The organism is Gordonia sp. i37 (genome assembly GCF_002043085.1).
Classification (GTDB): domain Bacteria; phylum Actinomycetota; class Actinomycetes; order Mycobacteriales; family Mycobacteriaceae; genus Gordonia; species Gordonia polyisoprenivorans.
This window is the reverse complement of sequence record NZ_MVPX01000503.1, coordinates 1-14396: the sequence shown is the minus strand read 5'-3', so window position 1 is coordinate 14396 and position 14396 is coordinate 1. Positions and strand designations below refer to the sequence as shown.

Below are 14396 nucleotides of genomic sequence, written 5' to 3'. Positions count from 1 at the left end.
GGGGTGGAGCCACGGGTCGACGTAGCCGGCGACGGCCTCGTCGATACGTTCCTGCAAACCCGCGACGAGGTCGTCACGATCGTCGACGAGGATCGCGCGCAGTTCGTCGATCCCGATCCGCGGCACCCACGCATAGGTGCGTTCGAGCCACTTGGCGTTCTCCCGGTAGTACTGGATGAAGATGCCGCACAGTCGGATCACCTCCTCCGGGGAGTCGGCGGTGGCCAGCAGATCACCCTTGCGAATGTGCGCGCCGGCCGCGCCGCCGACGTAGATCTCCCAGAGTCCGTTGCCGATGGCCACCACCCCGAAGTCCTTGCACAGTGCCTCCGCACAGTTGCGGGGGCATCCGGTGACCGCGAGTTTGAGCTTGGCCGGCGATTCCAGTCCCTGATAGCGCGATTCGATGGCGATCCCCAACGCCGTCGAGTCGCCGAGACCGAACCGGCAGTAGTCGGTGCCCACACAGGTTTTCACCGTCCGGAAGCTCTTGCCGTAGGCATAGCCCGACGGCATGCCGAGATCGGCCCACACCTTGGGGAGGTCTTCCTTGGTGACGCCGAGCAGATCCAGCCGTTGACCGCCGGTCGCCTTGATCATCGGGATGTCGTATTTCTCTGCGACATCGGCGATCCGGCGCAGCTGTTGCGGCGAGGTGACCCCGCCCTTCATCTGCGGAACCACCGAGAACGTTCCGTCGCGTTGGATGTTCGCGTGCACCCTGTCGTTGACGAACAGCGCGCCCGGTTCACGCTGCCAGTCGGCTCCCCACACCACCCGCAGCAACGACGCCAACGGCATCTTCGCCGTCGCATCCTCCCCGTCGGGTGCGAGCGCGGCGAACACCGCGGTGACCGACCGCAGATCCTGGCGCCGGATCGCCTCGATCAGTTCGGGTTTCGCCAACGGGATGCACGGGACGTACCAGTCGGCGGAGGCATCGGAGGTCAATGCGTCACCGGCCGCGACCTCGACGACGTCGGCGACGAGCCCCTTGCACGAGCCACAGCCCTTACCCGCGCGGGTGGCCGCACACACCTCGGCGACACTGGTGGCGCCGCCGCGGACGCACGCCACCAGGTCGCCCTTGGTGACGCCGTTGCAGTTGCACACCTGCGCGTCGTCGGACAGCTCCGCGGCACCGGTTGCCGCACTGGGTGTTCCCATGTCGAACAGCATCGAGATGCGTTCGGCGGGTAGCGGTACCTTCTCGTCGAAGGCCTGGGTGAGGAAGCCGACCTTGGAGACGTCGCCGAGGAGCATCGCGCCGATGAGTTTGTTGTCGCGCACCACCACCGACTTGTAGATGCCGTTGCGCGGTTCGTAGAACTGGACGAACTCGTCGTCCTCGCGTTCCGGGCCCTTGACACCCATCGCCGCGACGTCCACGCCCGCCACCTTCAGCTTGGTGGTCAGACGCGAACCGTGATACTCCGCATGCGGATCGGCGCCGGTGAGTACATCGGCGAGCACCGCCGCCTGTTCCCACAGCGGCGCGACCAGCCCGTACACCTCGCTGCGGTGCTGTGCGCACTCACCGACGGCGTAGATGAATGCCTCGTCCTCACACCGCATCTGGTCGTCGACGACGATGCCGCGTTCGACGACCAGCCCGGCGCCGCGCGCCAGTTCGACGTTGGCGCGGATGCCCGCGGTCACCACGATCATGTCGGCGGGCAGGGTGTCACCATCGGTGAACTGCACGCCCGCAACGGTTCCGGTGTCGGTGCGCAGAACTGCGGTGGTGCGTTTGCCGGTGTGCACGCCCACCCCAAGTGCTTCGATGGTGTTGCGCAGGACTTTTCCGCCGCGTTCGTCGAGTTGCTGGTTCATCAGGTGTCCGGGTGAATGCACCACGTCCACCGCGACGCCCTGGGCGCTCAGGCCGTGGGCGGCTTCGAGCCCGAGGAGCCCACCACCGATGACCACCGCGCGCAGGTGATCACGCGAGGTGGCCATCTGCAGCATGCCGTTGGTGTCGGCGATCGTGCGGAATCCGAAAACCCCTCGCGCCAACCGGCCGTCGGGTTCGCGGAGTCCGTCCATGTTCGGGAAGAAGGTGTGCGATCCGGTCGCGATGATCAGTACGTCGAAGCCGATGACCGTGCCGCTCTCGCAGGTGACGGTCTTGGCGAAGCGATCCACCGCGACCGCGCGGTCGCCGGCGTGCAGGATGACGCCGTTGTCGGCGTACCACGACATCGGGTTCAGCATGAGGTCTTCGTCATCGACGGTGCTCTCCCCGGCGAGCACGTGCGACAGCATGATCCGGTTGTAGTTGCCGTACGGCTCGTCGCCGATCATGGTGAGCGAGAACTGCTCACCGCCGCCGCGTGCCAGGATCTCCTCGACCGTCCGGGCACCGGCCATGCCGTTGCCGACAACGACGAGGCGACGCGTCGCGACCGCACCCTCATCCCCCGGCACCTGGTCCGCCATCAGATGAGCACCATGCCGAAGTCGATGACGACCTCGCCCATGCACCCCTCGGGTGCGGCGAGCAGCAGTTCGAGGGTTGAATCCGGGTCGACGTCCTGCACCACCCGCAGCGGCACGTTGACCGCACCCCGTGCGCCCATCGGGAAGATCCGCATCGGCGAGCCGTCACGCATGAGGGTCACCGAAATCAGTTCGCCGGAGCTGTTGCCGCCGCGAAAGTACAACGGCTGCGCGGTCAGTCCGGAGGGCACCACATACGACAGCCCCGGATCGATCGGCGCGGGCTTGGCGAGCCCGGAGCCGGTGAACGCGAAGACGCCCTGAAGGAAGTGCGGGGTACTGGCCATGGGGCCACTATCCCGACGCCGCGTGAAATACGACTTGCTGCCGTGTTACGAGGGCGTTGTCAGGCGCTCACGTGGCACCGACGCCGGGGTGCGACGCACCCCGGGGTTGCGATGTTGGCCCGGGCCGATGGACGACGGCCCGGGCCCACGGTCATCGTTTGCGCCATCCCGCAGCGCCGACCATGTCGGGGATGCGGGTGAACTTCACACGCGGGCGGCCCTGCTCCTCGCCGCGACGCCGTTCGATGCGGTCGATGGCGCGCATGCCGCGGTAGCCGATGACGTGGCGGGTTCGCTTGCGCAACAACGCTCCGAACTCCTCGGCCGCACGCCCGGATCGGGGCAGGATACCCGCGACGGCGTCGTCGATGAAGTCCTCCACGGTGCGTTGCGCGCACGTCTTGTTGGCGCCGATGCCGCCACTCGGGCCGCGCTTGGCCCACCCGAGGACGTAGACGCCCGGGATGACCTGCCCGTGCTCATCGAGCATCCGGCCCTCGTCGTTGGGGAACACGCCACGCGCGTCGTCGAAGGGCAGTCCAGCGATCGGCACCGACCGATACCCGATGGAGCGCACCGCGAGATCGGCAGCGATGCGACGGGTGTGCGATCCGGTTCGGACGTCGACGGCCTCGACCTGCGTCTGGCCGAGGATGCGCTCCGGGGCGGAGTGGAAGAGGAACACGATGCGACGGTGCTGCGGGTCGGCGGGACCGGTGAAGTCCGGCAATTCGGCGTCGGGATCGTCGTGGACGACGACCTCCACACCCGGAATCGTCGACAACGCACGGTATTCGGCCGAGGTGTAGGCCGCCGACGCCTGATCACGACGGCCGAGCACGACGACCTCGTGGACGTTCTGCTCCTCGAGGATGCGCAGCGCACGGTCGGCGATGTCGGTGGTGGCCAACAACTCCGGCGGCGAGATGAGGATACGGGCGACGTCGAGAGCGACGTTGCCGGTGCCGACGATGACGGCCCGGCCGGTCGCGGTGTGATCGCGACGGATCGGGGGTGCGGCGTCAGCGCCGGGCACCGCGTTGTACCACGCAACGAGTTCGGTCGCCGACGTCGAGCCGGCAAGCTCCTCACCCGGAATCCCCAGGCGCCGTGACTCACTCGCGCCGACGGCATAGAACACGGCGTCGAAATGGTCCGCGAGTTCGGCGGGGGTGATCTGCCCCGGCGCCTCCCCCACCTCGACGTTGGTGGCCATGGTGACGCGGGGATCGCGGTAGAGCAGGTCAAAGCCGCGCAACACACCCTTGGTACCCGGATGGTCGGGGGCCACGCCGGCACGCACGAGACCGCCGGGGGTGGGCAGCTTGTCGATGACGGTCACCTGTGCCTCGGTGCGGTCGAGCAGGGTCCGCAGGGCGTAACCACCCGACGGTCCGGTGCCGACCAACGCAACGCGCAGTCCCGCAGGAAGTTTCGGGATCTCCGGGTAGACCACGTCCGACCACCCCGAGGTCACGTCGGGGTTGTTCTTGTAGTAGTCGGCGTTGATCTCGACGAAGACCTTGTCGCGGGTGCCGAGCTTGTCGGCGGGGAAAATCGCGTCCACCGGGCAGGCGTCGGCGCAAGCACCACAGTCGATGCAGGCCTGCGGGTCGATGTGCAGGATGTCGGAGGTCCCGAAGCCCCGCTCCTCAGGAGTCGGGTGGATGCAGTTGACCGGACAGACCGACACGCATGCTGCGTCGCTGCAACAGGATTGGGTGATGACAAACATCAGAGCATGTGCACTTTCCGATAGTAGTGCATCGCCGGGCGGGTCAGCAGGCCCACCTCGTCGAGGAACTCCATCAGATGCGCGCAGCTGCTGCGGATCATCGACTGGAAGTGCGAGTTGTGGTTCATCTCCTCCACGGCACGGTCGGCGTCGAGTCCGGCGTCCTCGAATGCCTTGCGCTGGACCAGGCTCGACACGATCATGTACGCGGCCACCGACACGTACAGCGCACTGAACTGGCGGCGGGCCCAGCTGATGCCCTGCATCGACTCACGCACCTCTTCGCGCGCGAACTTCATGTGCCGCGATTCCTCGAGAACGTGGATCTCGTTGACGGTACGGATGAACGGGAGCACCCGCTCGTCGCGCATGCAGCCGCGCTGGAAGACGTCGAGGACCTCTTCGGCGACGAGGATGCCGGCGTAGGCGACCTCGTTCTTGGCGGTGCCCTTGAAGAACCTGCCGAGCCGACCGACCCACTTGGTGGGCTTGTAGGAGGTGCCGACCATCTTCTCACTCGCCTTGGCGAACATGATCGAGTGGCGGCACTCGTCGGCGATCTCGGTGAGCGCGAACTGGAACTCGGGGCTGTGGTAGGCGCCGAGGTACTGATCGCGGACGACCATTTCCTGCAGGATCATCTCGAACCAGATGCCGATGTTCATGATCGACGCGAACTCGTGGCGGGTGACCGAGATGCGCTGCTCCTCGGTCAGTTCGTCCCAGTAGGCGGTGCCGTAGAGCGACGACCATTCCGGGCTGCAGCCGTACTTCGTCGGGTCCATGGGCAGAGACCAGTCGATCTCGGTCATCGCATTGCGCGACAGCCGGGCCGCCGACGCGAGCAGGCGCGTCGACACCTCGTCGGTTCCCTGGTCGTGCATGCTGACGACGACTCCGTCGTCGTCAGTGGGGGTGTGAGGAGCTGTGCGGTCCATTGCGGCGGTCATGTCGCGGTGCCTCCGTCTCGGTCGGGTCTTTCTATGACAACGGCTGATGTCATATCAACGCTTGTTGTCAAGATAGCAGTCCCGTGTGACCTGGTAAACAGCTTCGCTACTATACTCACAAGTAAGTTCTGAGTGGTACCACGTTTGCGCAGGTCACACCGAGGAGTGCACATGTCTTCCATCTTCATCACCGGCGGTGCGTCGGGCATCGGGCTGGCGACGGCCGAGCGGTTCGAGCGCGAGGGGTGGACCGTCGGCGTCTACGACGTGAACCGGGAAGCACTCGACAAGGTGGCCGCCAATCACCCCGACTTCATCACCGGAATCCTCGACGTCCGCGAACCACAACAGTGGGCCGACGCACTCGCCGCATTCACCGAACACACCGGCGGCACCCTCGACGTCCTCGACAACAACGCGGGCATCCTCGTCGCGGGACGCCTCGACGAGATCACCCCCGAGGCGATCCGCGCGCAGATCGACATCGACGCGCTGGGCGTGACCCTCGGCGCGCAGGCCGCCTACCCGTACCTGAGGAAGACGCCGGGCGCGCACCTGGTCAACATCGCCTCGGCGTCGGCGATCTACGGCCAGCCCGGCATCGCCACCTATTCGGCCACCAAGTTCTACGTCGCCGGCCTCACCGAAGCCCTCGAACTCGAGTGGGAGCACGAGGACATCCGCGTCGTCGGCATCTGGCCGCTGTGGGCCAAGACCGCCCTCGCCGACAACGACGCCAAGTCGACCAAGACCCTCGGGGTACGCATCACGCCCGAGGAGGTTGCCGAGAAGGTCTACGAGTCGGTGAACCCGAATCGCATCGATCGCCTGCTGCACCGCACCAGCTACTCCGTCGGCACCCAGACGCTGTTCCTCAACAACGCCGCCAAGTTCATCCCGAACTTCCTGAACCGCACCGTCAACAAGCTGATCGCACAGTAGGCCCCCGCTGGTCGAGGAGCCCCCGACTGTCGAGGAGCCCGTTTCCCCGATGGTCGAGGAACCCTTTCCCCGATGGGTCGAGGAGCCCTTCCCCCCGATGGTCGAGGAGCCCCGCGCGAGCGCAGCGAGCCGGAGCGTCTCGAGACCACCGCACACATCCGCTGGAACCCGAAACCAGCCCCGACACAATCGGTCTCGAGGCTCCTCGCCTGGCGGCCCGTCACACCTCGACCACCGGAAAAGGCGCCCACCTACGCATATAACTTCCACCACAGCGGACCACCGACCCCAAAAATCGCTGATTTCAGCCCGATTCGGTGGAAACTGTATTCCCCCCGATGGTCGAGCAACCGCTTTTCCCGACTACCGAGGAGCCCCTTCCCCCCGATGGTCGAGGAGCCCCGCGCGAGCGCAGCGAGCCGGAGCGTCTCGAGACCACCGCACACAAACGCCGGAACCCGAAACCAGCCCCGACACAATCGGTCTCGAGGCTCCTCGCCTAGCGGCCCGTCACACCTCGACCACCGGAAAAGGCGCCCACCTACAAATACAACTTCCACCACAGCGAACCACCGACCCCAAAAATCGCTGATTTCAGCCCGATTCGGTGGAAACTGTATTCCCCCCGATGGTCGAGCAACCGCTTTTCCCGACTACCGAGGAGCCCCTTCCCCCCGATGGTCGAGGAGCCCCGCGCGAGCGCAGCGAGCCGGAGCGTCTCGAGACCACCGCACACAAACGCCGGAACCCGAAACCAGCCCCGACACAAGAGGCCTCGAGGCTCCTCGCCTGGCGGCTCGTCACACCTCGACCACCGGAAAGAGCGCCCGCCTACGAATCGACTTCGCCCGACTGCTTCCCGGCCCGGCGTCGCGGTAGTCGCGGGGTCGGCCACACGGTGGTCCGACGCGGGGCGACGGGCAGGCGCCATCGGAACGCGAGTCCGCACAGACGCAGGGTCGTGGCCATCGCGGCCCCGGCCACCAGCAACACCCCGTGCGCCGAGGGGAACATGGCGTGCCCGGCGACGTACACACCGGCACCGACGAGGGCGGGCACCGCGTAGAGATCGGCCGGCTGCAACAGCAGCGGCACCTCGTTGACCAGAACATCGCGGATCACACCGCCACCGATGGCGGTCAGCATCCCGACGAGCACCGAGGCCAACGCACTCGCGTGCAAGCCGACGGCGACGCTCGCACCGGTCGTGGCGAACAGTCCCATACCGAAAGCATCAAGCACCAGGATCGTGCGACGCAATTCGGTGAAGGCCGGATGGAAGAAGAAGACGACGACACCGGCGATGGCCGCCGTCGCGACCGGCGGCCAGGTCTGCAGGGACGTGGGCGGGGTGACCCCGAGGAGCAGATCACGCAGGATGCCGCCACCGACACCGGTGAGGATCGCGACGGTGAGGATGCCCCAGAGGTCGAAGTCCTTGCGCACACCGAGCACCGCGCCCGACGCGGCGAACACGGCGATGCCGGCAATGGTGAGAATCTGCAGCAACACGGGTACTCCTCACGGCGACCGCCCCTCACAACGACGACCGCCCCGAGAAACTCCCGGGGCGGTCGGTACGTTGTGGACCGGCTATCCGGTCAAAGGTTCGCTCAGCGGCGATCGAGATCGATGATGCCGGCCTGCGCGGCCTTGACGAGGCGGCGCGGGATGCGCTGCGCGACGCCGTTCACCTTGACCTCTTGCAGTGCGGGGTTGTCCGCCTTCCACTGCGAACGACGGCTGCGGGTGTTCGCCCGCGACATCCGGCGCTTCGGTACAGCCATGATCGTGCCCTTCTCTACGTGGTCTCGCCATTCATCCGCACCGAGTACGGGGGATGATTGCTCCTGGTCAGCGCGTCCGCGGCAGTTAGGCGCGACACGCAACCCCACCAGACTACCCGGCGGGTGGTCGCGGATCCAAAACGCGCCGTCAGCCCCGACCAGCGGCCGTCACGACGAACTCGACGACAACGCCGCGAAACCGCCGATCAGTATGTTGATGACGATGTAGACGAGGAAGATCACGAGCGCCGCGGCACCGATGATGATCCCGGCGAGTGCCAATCCTTCGCCTTCCTCGGTGCCTTGCGAGTCCCTGATCTGGTTTCGGGCGATGACCCCGAACACGATCCCGAGCCAGCTCAGGCACCCACAGCCGACGAGCGACACGACGAGCGCCGCGATGGCCATCGGGTTCGTGCGCTTGGCCGGCACACCGACGTAGGGCTGCCCGTATCCCGGTTGCCCATACCCCGGCTGCTGCCCGTAACCGGGTTGTCCATAGCCAGGTTGCCCGTAGGAGGGCTGTCCGTAGGCCGGCTGGCCGTAGCCCGGCGCAGCCTGACCGGGCTGACCGTAGCCGGGCGTCCCGGACGCCGGATACGACGGTGCGCCGTAGGCGGGCGGAGTCGACGACGCCGACGACGCCGGCGGCTGCAACGGCGGCAGCCCCGCACCCTGCGACGGTGTCGGGGGCGTGGGGTTCAGCTGGGTCGACTGCCACTGCGACGCGTCGTCGGACGGTGTGGTCGGCTTGCTGAAGTCGATCTTGGGGTGATGGATCGTCGTCTCGTCATCCGGCGATGCGCCGGAGTCCGGTGAGTGCCCGCGGTCATCCTGCGGTGTGGACATGCTTCGACCTTCCTGATCGGCCGCCCGGAGGCGTGATGCCGATCAGAATAGCGAACCGGTCGGCCACCACCGCACACCGAAGCCGGCGACTCATCCGTTCGATCGGTACCGCTGACGCGGCAATACACTCGACCGGGTGTCAGGCGTCGTCTCCGGTTTCACCGCGATCTTCATCATGGTCGGCGTCGGATTCCTGCTCGGCCGGACCGGACTGCTGGGTGACCATGCCCATGAGGTGCTCTCCCGGCTGGTCTTCTTCGTCGCCACCCCGGCGCTGCTGTTCTATTCGCTGGTGACCACCGACCTGTCGGTAGTGTTCTCCTCGACCCTGGTCATCGCCGGCGGCAGTGCGCTGATCATCGGGCTGCTGTACTTCGTCGTCGCAAAGGTGTTGTTACGCAGACCGACTCCCGATCTGGTCATCGGCGCACTGTCGTCGTCGTATGTCAACAGCGTCAATCTCGGTGTGCCGATTGCGATCTTCGTGCTCGACGACGCGTCGTTCATCGCGCCGCTGCTGCTGTTCCAGATCCTCATCTACTCGCCGATCGCGTTGACCGCACTGGATCTGACCGCGCTGGAACGCGGGACCGGTCACCCGTTTCGTGATGCGGTCGTGTTGCCGCTGACCAACCCGATCGTCATCGGCGGCGTGCTCGGGGTAGTCCTCTCCGCGATCGGATGGACCCCACCACAGGCGATCCTGGAACCGTTGAAGATGCTGGGCAATGCCTCGGTGCCGGGAGCCCTTCTCGCCTTCGGTCTGTCGCTGACCGGGGTGACGGTGTTCAAGAAGGGGCAGAGCCCGCGACGCGACATCGTGCTCGCGACCGTGCTGAAGACCATCGCGATGCCGGTCCTCGTCTACGCGATCGCGCGCTGGGGCTTCGGCGAGCAGGGCCACAAACTGTTCGCGCAGACCGTGATCGCCGCTCTGCCCACCGCGCAGAACGTCCTGGTCTACGCCACCCGATACCGGCGAGGTCAGGTACTCGCCCGCGACACGGCGTTGATCACCACACTCGCGTCGATCCCGGCGATCGCGATCATCGCGTGGCTCCTGGCCTGATCGTCGGGGTTTCGCCCCAATCAGTCGAGTGACACCGATCAGTCGAGTGACACCGATGCCGTCGAGAACTCTCCGGCGGCGCCGACGGCGATCTCCTCCTCGCGCTGATGGGCGCTCATCGGGTGTCCGCCGCGCGGAATGGCGAAGGCCGCCAACGCCGCGGCGAGCGCGAACGCCCCGGCACCCAGCAGAAACGCCACCCGGTAGGCGTTCTCGGTGGGCAACGCCACCGACACACCGTGCACCGAGTGCACCGCCACCTCGGCGGCGAGCACGGTGATGATGACGGCACTGCCGACCGCGCCGCCGACGGTCCGCATGATCGAGTTGATGGAGTTGGCGATCCCGGTCTCCTGTGGCTCCACGTTGGCGACGAGCAGCGCCGGCATGGCCGCATATGCCGCTGCCACAGCCACATTCGCGACGATCAGGCCGCCGATCATCTCTCCGGTGTTGTCGTGCAGCACGGTGAGCATCATCATGCCGACGACCCCCACGAGGGCCGCGCCGAGCAGCACCACCCGCGGCCCGCGGCGGGCGACGAGCAGTCCGGCGATGGGTCCGACGAGGATGGACACGATCGCCGCGGGCAGCATGAACACGACGCTGGTCCGCAGGACCGAGGCGCCGAACCCGTAGCCCGCCAACAGTTCCGGGGTTTGCACGAAGTAGGTGGCGCCGAGGAACACGCTGAACATCGCGAACCCGACGCACAGTGACGCGGTGTTGGTCGCGAGCACAGCGCGGTGCTTGAGCAGATCCACCGACACCAGTGGCGTCGCCCGGCGCGATTGCAGGACCCAGAATCCGACGAGGACGACGACGGCGGCGACGTAGAGACCGATCACCCGCGCCGATCCCCACCCCCAGTCGTGGCCCTGCGAGGTCGGCAACAGCAGACACACCAGTCCGATCGCCAGCACCAGCGCACCTGCGTAATCGACACGTCCACCCGATCCGGCACGGTTCGGGACGGCGGCGAGCATCAGACCGATCACCACGACGGTCATCGCCACACACAGCCAGAAGATCCGGCGATAGTCGGCGTCGTCGCGGGTGAGCAGCCCGGTCGCCACGAGGGCCAGTCCGCTGCCCACGCCGAGCGCCGAGGCGGTGATTGCCATGGCGGCGGTGAGTCGCTCACGCGGGAGTTCTTCGCGCAGCACGCTGATCGCCAGCGGGAACAAGCCGAAGCTCGCACCCTGCAGGACTCGTCCGACGATGAGCACGTCGATCGAATCGGCAAGCGCGGCAACGAGACTGCCGGCGAGCGTCAATGCCAGCGCGGCCAGGATCACGCGTTTGTGACCGTAGACGTCTCCGAGGCGACCCAACAGCGGGGTGAACGCCGACGCGGCGAGCATCGTCGCGGTGGTCACCCAGCCCACCGTCGTCAGCGAGACGTCGAGTTGCTCGCCGATCTGCGGCAGTGCGGGCACCGCGAGGGTCTGGATCATCGAGAGCAACAGGACCGACGCCGCAGCGGCGACGATCACGAGCGCCGGGGACACCGGACGCCGGGTGGTCGAAGAAGACATGCCGACCAGCATAGAACAGAAATCGACAGTGTGTCGATTCTGTTCGACGTGACGTCGATTATGTGCCGTTCCCTACGATGAACCCATGAGTTCCGCCAAGACCGAGGCTGCGGGGCGTCGGCGCGGCGCCCCGACCAAGGGCGACCGACGCGAGGAGCAGATCCTCGCCGCCACCCGGCGGCTGCTGTCGCACCGGCCGATCGGCCAGGTCACCATCGATGAGATCGCCTCGGCGGCCGGGATCTCCCGCACGAGCTTCTATTTCTATTTCCCGTCCAAGCAGGCCGTCCTGGCCACACTGATGGAACAGACCTGGAACGAATTCACCAGCACCCATGAGTGGTTCGACTCCGACGGCCCCGACCTCGACGGCCTGCGCGCCCAGCTGGCGGCGGTCGCCGCGATCTGGCGCGACAACGGTCCGATCCTCGCGTGCGCGGCACAATCGGGACAGTCCGACTATCCGCCGCTACAAGAATTCCTCGGCCGCGCGAGGGAACGCTTCGTGGCCAGGCTCGCCGCCAAGATCGAGCGCGACCGCGCCGCCGACCTCGCCCCGGACGGGCCGGCCGCCGCCGAACTCGCCACCCTGGTCGCCATCGTGCGTGACGGGCGGCTCGCCGAACTCGCACAGGGCGACCCCGACGACGCGCGTGATGCGCACGCCCTCGACGCTCTCACACAGACGATCAGCCGGATGATCTACGGGCGGGTGGGCTGACGCAGCGTTCGCCTCAGTGCCCGCCGCACTGCCAGGGCCTGCGCGGCTTCTCGCCGCGCTCTTTGCGTTTCACGTCCACCCCACCCATCAGTGCGAAGCCGGTGACGTGGATGGTGGGTGCGCCCGGCGCACCCGGCCCCGACGCCTTGTTGCTGAATCCGCCCATGATGGCGCCGCCGCCGACCTCCACGGCCACATCCGGCGGCACGGTGATGTCGATGCCGCCCATGATGGCGACGCACTCGATCGTCAGATGCGGTGCGGTGAACTCGACCTCCCGCAGGTCGATCTCCACGCCGCCCATGATCGCGGTGGCCGAGAGCTGATCGGCGACGGCCGCCTGCCCCTTGAGCTCGCTGCCCGACATGATCGCCAGACGGCTGCGGATCGGTTCGCGGCCGCTTCCGGTGGTCACCGTCGAGGGATACGGCGCGTCGGGCTCCGGTAGCGCCACCCCGAGCTGGGTGACCGGCAGATCGTCGGTGAGAGCATCGAGCTCACCGAAGGTCTTGGCCATCACCGCTTTTCCCGCTCGCTCCTCGTACTCGGCGGGGGTCAGGCTCCCCTGCTCCATCGCCGCCGACAAGATCTCGTGCACCAGTTCACGATCGGCGTCGGCGGCGCGCATCCGCGATCGACGGTCGTCGTCGTAGGTCGGGTCCTCTGCAGTGCTCACCCGTTCAGACTAGGCCGGTCCAGCCGGCCCCGACATTGGTGAACACCCTGAGATCCGACCCTGAGATCGCCACCGGAGTGCTCGCGGTCTGGCACGATCGGGCCATGCGGCGAGTGGGCAAGGTCTTGATGTGGCTCGGCATGATCGCGGTGGTCGTCAGCCTGGGCGCGGGCATTCCGATCGCGGTGATCGGGCTGTCGAAGGTTTCCGACACCTCGGCGCGGGCATTCGAGATCCGAGGGTCGGCGACACACCACCTCGACGCCGGCGACACCCTGGTGCTCTACGCGCCGGGAACACAATCCGACGCGTCCGAGGACGCCTTCCCGTCGTGCGCCGTCAACGGCCCGGGAGCCCAACGCCGACAGTCGAATTCGACGTACTCGTTCACCTACCGGAACACCACCGTGCGGTCCTTCGCCCAGTACTCGATCACCAGCGGCGGTGTGTACGCGCTCGATTGCGGCGACTCCTACGTCGTCGGTGCCCCACCGGTGTCGGTGGGCGGACTGTTCTCCGGCATCGGCGGCATCCTGCTCGCGGTGTTCGGCGGCGGCTTCGGTCTGGCCGTCGCGATCACCGGTCTCGTCCTGTGGCTGATCGGACGGCGGCGCACACCCCCGCCGGCACCGCCTGCTCCCTCGTCAGCCCCGCCGTGGCCCCCGACGTGAGCGCAGGTAGTCGCCGACGACCGCCGCGCCGAGACCGTCGACGTCGGGGGCGATGACCCGACCCCCGATGCGGCGGGCGATCTGATCCATGAAGTGCGCCAACCCGGGATCCTCGCCGAGCCGAAAGAACGTGACCTGCGCGCCGAGGCGGGCAACGTGGTCGAGCTCGCGGACGGTCAATGCGATGGTCTGCGGGTGCGGCGGATAGAAGAAGAACGGCTCGCCGCTCGGGTCGAGGTGCGCGGTCGGTTCACCGTCGGTGACGACGAGCACCACCGGTTGCGCATTGGGGAACCGGCGCAGATGCCGTCCGGCCAGCAGCAGCGCGTGGTGCAGGTTGGTGCCCTGCTCCATGCGCGGTTGCAACCCGGTCAGTTCGGCGATGTCGATCGACCGGGCGTAACGGCCGAACGCGATGAGATGCAGTTCGTCGCTGCGGAATCGGGTCGAGATGAGGTGATTGAGCGCAATCGCCGTGCGCTTCATCGGAGTCCAGCGGCCCTCCATCTCCATGGAGAACGAGGTGTCGACGAGCAGCACCACCGCCGCCTGGGTGCGGGCCTCGGTCTCGGCGACCTCCACGTCGCGCACGTCGATCCGCACCCCCGGATGCAGGTCGCTGGTCGGATGCCCTTCCGCAGCAGTGCGCAACACGGCGTTGGCGACGGTGCG

General features: G+C 67.1%; 14 protein-coding genes. 4 read left to right on the top strand and 10 right to left on the bottom strand.

Annotated elements, in window-relative coordinates; all coding sequences use genetic code 11:
- From nirB to B1964_RS24615, 4 genes are all read right to left on the bottom strand, one after another.
- Positions 1-2439, bottom strand: a 2439-nt coding sequence (gene nirB, locus B1964_RS24630; protein WP_172398961.1) for a nitrite reductase large subunit NirB, incomplete at its 3' end; no start/stop codon positions are given.
- Complete coding sequence (locus tag B1964_RS24625) at positions 2439-2786, bottom strand: molybdopterin oxidoreductase (RefSeq protein WP_079931662.1); 348 nt, start codon at positions 2784-2786, stop codon at positions 2439-2441. The genes nirB and B1964_RS24625, both read right to left, overlap by 1 nt.
- Positions 2787-2937: 151 nt before the next feature.
- Positions 2938-4521, bottom strand: a complete 1584-nt coding sequence (locus B1964_RS24620) for an FAD-dependent oxidoreductase (protein WP_079931661.1) — start codon at positions 4519-4521, stop codon at positions 2938-2940.
- Positions 4521-5471, bottom strand: coding sequence for a diiron oxygenase (locus B1964_RS24615; RefSeq protein WP_079931660.1), 951 nt, complete (start codon positions 5469-5471; stop codon positions 4521-4523). Before B1964_RS24615 ends, B1964_RS24620 begins: the two co-directional genes overlap by 1 nt.
- A gap of 171 nt (positions 5472-5642) precedes the next feature.
- Between B1964_RS24615 and B1964_RS24610 the strand changes: the two genes are divergently transcribed.
- Positions 5643-6413 carry an SDR family oxidoreductase gene (locus tag B1964_RS24610; RefSeq protein WP_079931659.1) on the top strand — a complete coding sequence of 257 codons (771 nt, stop codon included), beginning with the start codon at positions 5643-5645 and terminating at the stop codon, positions 6411-6413.
- A gap of 831 nt (positions 6414-7244) precedes the next feature.
- On the opposite strand, the gene B1964_RS24605 is transcribed toward B1964_RS24610, so the two are convergent.
- The 3 genes from B1964_RS24605 to B1964_RS24595 form a co-directional block, all read right to left on the bottom strand.
- Positions 7245-7925 carry a trimeric intracellular cation channel family protein gene (locus B1964_RS24605; RefSeq protein WP_079931658.1) on the bottom strand — a complete coding sequence of 227 codons (681 nt, stop codon included), beginning with the start codon at positions 7923-7925 and terminating at the stop codon, positions 7245-7247.
- 101 nt (positions 7926-8026) lie between these two features.
- Entirely contained in the window at positions 8027-8200 is a 174-nt protein-coding gene (gene rpmF, locus B1964_RS24600; RefSeq protein WP_014359175.1) for a 50S ribosomal protein L32, read from the bottom strand.
- A gap of 168 nt (positions 8201-8368) precedes the next feature.
- Complete coding sequence (locus B1964_RS24595; protein WP_079931657.1) at positions 8369-9049, bottom strand: DUF4190 domain-containing protein; 681 nt, start codon at positions 9047-9049, stop codon at positions 8369-8371.
- Positions 9050-9185: 136 nt separating this feature from the next.
- On the opposite strand from B1964_RS24595, the gene B1964_RS24590 reads away from it, so the two are divergent.
- Positions 9186-10118, top strand: coding sequence for an AEC family transporter (locus B1964_RS24590; protein ID WP_079931656.1), 933 nt, complete (start codon positions 9186-9188; stop codon positions 10116-10118).
- 38 nt (positions 10119-10156) lie between these two features.
- Here B1964_RS24590 and B1964_RS24585 read toward each other — a convergent pair whose 3' ends face one another.
- The gene (locus tag B1964_RS24585) at positions 10157-11656 is read right to left on the bottom strand and encodes an MFS transporter (RefSeq protein ID WP_253194169.1); all 1500 of its coding nucleotides are present in this window, start codon (positions 11654-11656) and stop codon (positions 10157-10159) included.
- 85 nt (positions 11657-11741) lie between these two features.
- Between B1964_RS24585 and B1964_RS24580 the strand changes: the two genes are divergently transcribed.
- On the top strand, positions 11742-12377 hold the full coding sequence (locus tag B1964_RS24580; RefSeq protein ID WP_079931654.1) for a TetR/AcrR family transcriptional regulator: 636 nt from the start codon (positions 11742-11744) through the stop codon (positions 12375-12377).
- Positions 12378-12390: 13 nt separating this feature from the next.
- Here B1964_RS24580 and B1964_RS24575 read toward each other — a convergent pair whose 3' ends face one another.
- Positions 12391-13053, bottom strand: coding sequence for a DUF1707 domain-containing protein (locus B1964_RS24575; protein WP_079931653.1), 663 nt, complete (start codon positions 13051-13053; stop codon positions 12391-12393).
- 104 nt (positions 13054-13157) lie between these two features.
- On the opposite strand from B1964_RS24575, the gene B1964_RS24570 reads away from it, so the two are divergent.
- Positions 13158-13724, top strand: coding sequence for a hypothetical protein (locus B1964_RS24570; RefSeq protein ID WP_240524215.1), 567 nt, complete (start codon positions 13158-13160; stop codon positions 13722-13724).
- On the opposite strand, the gene B1964_RS24565 is transcribed toward B1964_RS24570, so the two are convergent.
- A partial coding sequence (locus tag B1964_RS24565) for a VWA domain-containing protein (RefSeq protein ID WP_253194168.1) occupies positions 13698-14396 on the bottom strand: 699 nt, incomplete at its 5' end. The genes B1964_RS24570 and B1964_RS24565 overlap by 27 nt on opposite strands.

Coding starts and splice junctions, on each gene's coding strand:
- B1964_RS24570 (WP_240524215.1), top strand. CDS start 13,158: ATGCGGCGAGTGGGCAAGGTCTTGATGTGGCTCGGCATGATCGCGGTG.
- B1964_RS24595 (WP_079931657.1), bottom strand. CDS start 9,049: ATGTCCACACCGCAGGATGACCGCGGGCACTCACCGGACTCCGGCGCA.
- B1964_RS24580 (WP_079931654.1), top strand. CDS start 11,742: ATGAGTTCCGCCAAGACCGAGGCTGCGGGGCGTCGGCGCGGCGCCCCG.
- B1964_RS24625 (WP_079931662.1), bottom strand. CDS start 2,786: ATGGCCAGTACCCCGCACTTCCTTCAGGGCGTCTTCGCGTTCACCGGC.
- B1964_RS24620 (WP_079931661.1), bottom strand. CDS start 4,521: ATGTTTGTCATCACCCAATCCTGTTGCAGCGACGCAGCATGCGTGTCG.
- B1964_RS24610 (WP_079931659.1), top strand. CDS start 5,643: ATGTCTTCCATCTTCATCACCGGCGGTGCGTCGGGCATCGGGCTGGCG.
- B1964_RS24585 (WP_253194169.1), bottom strand. CDS start 11,656: ATGTCTTCTTCGACCACCCGGCGTCCGGTGTCCCCGGCGCTCGTGATC.
- rpmF (WP_014359175.1), bottom strand. CDS start 8,200: ATGGCTGTACCGAAGCGCCGGATGTCGCGGGCGAACACCCGCAGCCGT.
- B1964_RS24615 (WP_079931660.1), bottom strand. CDS start 5,471: ATGACCGCCGCAATGGACCGCACAGCTCCTCACACCCCCACTGACGAC.